This is a genomic window from Cupriavidus sp. 05T313 (assembly GCF_056396665.1).
Genome location: NZ_JBFTLX010000383.1, coordinates 1 through 4733 on the forward strand (window position 1 = coordinate 1; position 4733 = coordinate 4733).

The 4733-nt window shown below is 57.5% G+C and carries 4 protein-coding genes; 1 reads left to right on the forward strand and 3 read right to left on the reverse strand.

The features are described from left to right. Window positions 1-281: 281 nt before the first annotated feature. The gene (locus AC1DKD_RS39290; RefSeq protein WP_477144569.1) at window positions 282-1187 is read right to left on the reverse strand and encodes an AAA domain-containing protein; all 906 of its coding nucleotides are present in this window, start codon (window positions 1185-1187) and stop codon (window positions 282-284) included. A 529-nt stretch (window positions 1188-1716) separates the two neighbouring features. Here AC1DKD_RS39290 and AC1DKD_RS39295 point away from each other — a divergent pair. Then, window positions 1717-3024 (forward strand): hypothetical protein, encoded by a 1308-nt coding sequence (locus AC1DKD_RS39295; protein ID WP_441634440.1) that lies wholly within the window; start codon window positions 1717-1719, stop codon window positions 3022-3024. A gap of 112 nt (window positions 3025-3136) precedes the next feature. On the opposite strand, the gene AC1DKD_RS39300 is transcribed toward AC1DKD_RS39295, so the two are convergent. After that, window positions 3137-3301 (reverse strand): OST-HTH/LOTUS domain-containing protein, encoded by a 165-nt coding sequence (locus AC1DKD_RS39300; RefSeq protein ID WP_441634442.1) that lies wholly within the window; start codon window positions 3299-3301, stop codon window positions 3137-3139. 1124 nt (window positions 3302-4425) lie between these two features. Next, window positions 4426-4644 (reverse strand): HNH endonuclease, encoded by a 219-nt coding sequence (locus AC1DKD_RS39305; protein WP_477144570.1) that lies wholly within the window; start codon window positions 4642-4644, stop codon window positions 4426-4428. Window positions 4645-4733 lie beyond the last annotated feature (89 nt).

The following is a 4733-nucleotide window of genomic DNA, read 5'->3' on the forward strand; positions in this document are numbered from 1 at the left end:
ATGACACCCTATCCCCTATTCTTGTTATTCACGTCCTTGTGCTCAAATCACCAGCCAGAAGCATTTAGGACACCTGCTATCAGCCGGCTTGAGCGACGTCTTGCAGACTTTGCAGCGTAGCCCGCTTCTCTCTGAATCTGTTGTGTCGCGGTCGGGCGCGCACGACGTGCAAGTCTTGCTGCTCCTAGACCAGCAGTTGCTCACGCAAACACGCTTGCCGCACTGGGAGCAGCGACGGCGTGGTGCACGGGGCGAGCAACCACACCTCTCGCATTTTTCCTTCATTGTGGCTGCTCCACGGCGGCTTCCTTCTGCTTGGCGGCCACAATGGCAGCGTCGACGACTCCAGCAATAGCGTCAGGGGTTGCGACTGAGAGCACCCACGTACGAGATTCGACCAAACGGGACGGTACAGCCATGGCACCAATGGGCTCAATGCCCATCGCTGTCAGCCGCTCAACTAGCTCCGCGAACACCTCCTCCTTACGCAAGCACCAGGTCGAAGCGAAGCAACGCCAGAATGTCCAGCCCGCGCGCTCGAGAATACGCTGTCGATTCATATCGCTGGCCCAGCGTTCTGGGCCATGGTAAGCGTCGCCGTCGCATTCGATAGCCAGGCGCGCGTCGTTGGCGCCCTCGACCACCATGTCCAGTCGGTACGCGCCGCTCTTAACCTGGGGGATGACGCGATAGCCACGCTGCAAGAGCATCGTGAACACCTCGCGTTCGAATCCGGATTCGCACAGCTTGATGAGGCCCTCCTGGTCATCCACTTCGTGGACGACCTTAGGCGTGCTGAAGTGCTCGAGCAAAGTCATCCGGATGTCCTTGTCCGAGATTTGCTCCGCCGTCACAGAGCGGACCAGATACATGAGGTCGCGGGCGCGGCTGGCAGCCACGTTGAAGCGTTGGTTGTAGGCATTGCCCGAGAGCGGGTGGCAACGTTCGGGGTCGGCCACCATCGACAGGAACATGATGTCGCGCTCGCTACCTTGGAAGGTACGCGCGTCTCCGCAATCAAATTCGCGCCGCAGTAATTCGGAAGCGGAACAACGCTCCCGCACCATCGCGTCGATAAACYTGGCCTGTTCCATCCCAAGAAGGGAGACCACTCCAATGGTGCGCCCGGCATAACGCTCGTCCTCAAGGATGGCGCTGATTTCGGCGGCGATATGGGCGGCCGGCATCGCGCTTATTGGCTTGCAAGCAACGGAGCGTGCTTTGTACCGTTACTTGTACCCAATAGCCAGGTAGCGCACTTCAGCGCGTTTCTCGTTTGAGTGAAATCCAGAAAACTCAGAGCGACCTGACAAGTCGCAGATGGTTCAGCGGCCCATTGCCCCTGCAAGCCTGATGTCAAAGCCGGCCAGTCGAGCCGGCTTTTTGTCCACGTTAGGGGCCGCCCTGAGCAGAACCTTGCAAACTACTACCAGTGCATGGGAAAGCACGATTTTCCATATCGGGCAATAAAGCATAACCTGACCAACGACCCAGTTTATACTTTGCGGCACTGGCAGGACTTTTTGACCGGCCGGAGATAGCGCAAGAGAGCGCTRCCTGCGGTCCCGACAGCATGCAGCGTTGGCCCAGAATTGCTTCGATGCTCCCCTTCAGCCGCTGAGGAGCATGCTTCGCCCAGTCGATTCGCTTTTGGCCTCCTCATGCGGCCAGGCCATGTTTAGTGCGCTCATCCGATAATCCACGCGCGTCTCAATCATGGATGAACACAATATTCCCGACGGCTCCCATGACACAGGTTCAGATGCAGTTCCCGGTGTTATGAGCCGCGAATCGCTCTACCAACTCGTCTGGGCTGAACCGATGCTGAAAGTAGCTGCTAGTTTCGGAGTGTCATCTAGCTACATGGCCAGGGTATGCACACTGCTCAACGTGCCACGCCCAGCGCGCGGATATTGGGCAAAGTTGGCCGTTGGGAAGGCCCCTGCTAAGCCAAGACTGCCCGATGCTCGTCCCGGGGACGAACTCGCGTGGGCTCGTGGCGACGCTCAGTGGGAAACGAAGCTCCCACTTCCGAAGCCGCCTTCGGACAGGCCTAACAGGCGGGCCACGCGCATCAAGCGGACTAACACCGACCATGCCCTAATAACCGGAGCCAAAGCAATCTTCGAAGAAGCCAGAACGGCTTATGGCGTGGGATACCTCAAGCCAAGAAAGAGGTTGCTTGTCGACATAGTCGCCACTAAGACAGGCCTTGATAAGGCTCTTTCGTTTGCAAATGAAGTGTTCCTCGCCTTGGAGGACGAGGGCTATCGCGTTGTCATCGCGCCCCATGGAGAGCGTCTCACGCGAAGGGACTTCGATGAGCGGGAAGTACCTCGGAAGGACCATAGTCGTCGTGACCGATGGTCACCAGGACGCTGCACGGTTGTCTACATCGGTACAGTGGCCATCGGACTCACAATTATTGAGATGTCCGAAGAGGTCGAGGTGAGGTACGTCAACGGTGAATACGTGCGACTCAGTGAGTACGTTCCTCCGAAGCGGGGACGTTACGTTTCTGACCATGGATGGACCAGCAAACAAGATTTGCCAACCGGCCGCCTTTGCTTGCAGGCCTACTCTCCATATTGGCGTGCGGAGTGGAGTAGGCAGTGGCGGGAGAAGCCGGGCCGTGACATTACTGCTCTCATTCCAGTCATCGTGAAGGAGCTGAGGCAATCGTCTTCCGAGGTCGCTAGGTTAGCTGCGGAGGGCGAGCGGCTGGCTGAGCTTGAGCATCAGCGCTGGGAGGCTCAACGTGAGCAATGGGGCCGAGAAGAAGAGGAAAAGCGAGCGGCGAAGGCGTTGAAGGACAGTAAGGATGAGCTCCTCCAAATCATTGAAAGCTGGGCCGAGTCGAGGCGATTGGCAGAGTTCTTCCTTGATGCCAAACAGAGATTGCGAGACTTGAGCGAAGAGAAGAAAAACGAGATGCTCGAGCGACTAAGGCGCGCTCGAGAGCTTATTGGCAGTGCAGACGCCCTTGAGCGATTTCGCTCATGGAAAGCGCCTGAGGAGCGCTAGTAATGGACCTCCAAACGAACCCGCTGGCGAGCAGCACAATGCCTGTCGGTAAGGGGCAGTGCTCGCTTGCCCGGAATGCGGACCTGGCTCGCACTGCGCTGCATGCGGAAGGCTACCTCGGCTTGAGGTAGAGCTGTTTTTGGGACTGACCAGGTACAGCATGCTCTTCCGTGACGAAAATATCTCCCCTTGCCTTGACCAAATCCGACAGTTTTTTGAAATCGTAGACCCAGGAGTCGAAATCGGGCTGTAATTTTGTCAGGTAGCACGTACACAATTACTGCTAGCGACCGTAAGAACTATGGTGGCTGCTAGCCATACTTCCGCGCTCACGAAACCCTGAAATGGTCCGTGGTCTGGCCAGCATAGACCGCGCGCTGAAGCCATTCGGGTAAGTCACCGTGGCCATCCCTGCTATGGCCCGCGGCGTCTCTGAAGCGAACCGGGCGGACCTTCTGGCTGGAAATCGGAGTCGTTGCGGCGAAGCATCCAGCGGCAACCAGGTCATCTATTGCGATGCTGTGCTTGGCCATGTATAACGCTGGATTTCTTGTGCAAAATAAACTAGTTCGTTGGATTTCTCGCACCCCGCAAAATCCCGCGCCTTATTACCCACAAACCAGGAGTGCGAATCGGCCTCGCAAATCGATAATCCTGCGACACTCCACGCCACACAGCCGGAAACCGACCTTGATGGTATAGCATGAAATAAGCATTTTTCCCAAAAATGCTACATACACAACCCAACTCCTGGCGAGAAATCCGGAATAACTCCCCAACCCCGGAGCCCGCCGCCACTAACCTCGCCTTTCCCTCCTCGGCTTCCCCACCGACTAATATTGCAGTGTGCCTCCCAGCGCGCCACCGGCTGCCACTAGAAGTAGAACTACACCTCGGCAGCAAACCTCCAACCCAGCTTTGAGCAGCAGCTCTTTCCCTTGGCATCGGCTCGACCCTTCACCGGTCCCTCAGCGCGCCAATGGTCTCTTGCTCGCACGAGCTTTGGAGCGTGACATGGAACAGCAGAAGCAAGTCCCCAAAAGACTTCCCCCATCGATATTTTCCAGCGGTACTCCCCGGCACACCGCCTAAGTTATGCGCTCGCAAGCTTCCTGACGGGACGTATGACACCGGGGAGACGGGTGCCGAGCGATATGAGCGGTGGCAAACCTGTGAGGCACCGGTCTGCCATCTCCGAGCCATCGTCGCAACCCGCGGGTCAGGCAACGGCCCCACGTCTTCCGCGATGCTCGAACGAGTGCGAGCTGTGGTGCCTTACAAGATGTGGCTGACACCGGATGAGCTGGATTGGGTGGAGCGTCGTTTGGTCACATCTGGGGATTCGAGGGTTCACACCTAGTACAAGGCACCGCTGTTCGAATCAGGACCGCATCGGCACGGTCAGCCGTAATGTTGCTCTCGATGGCAGTTTGGGCAGACTGCTATCGCGTTCGAGACTGTGTCGTCGCCTCCTTTGGCCAAAGGCACAACATGGTGAACTTCGAGATAAGGTTCACCTGTCGACCTCCGGCTGAAAGGAGCCTTGGAATTGCAGGATTCGCACGTACCGGCAGCTCGGTAGAGTACTTCGGCAATTACGTCAGGGTTGCGGTCGAACACTCGCGTTAGAACGAACTTCTCCGCCGGCTTTGGCTCAGCTTTCTCCAGACGAGCACGGCGACGTGAAGCGTCGTCCTGCAGTGCTCTAC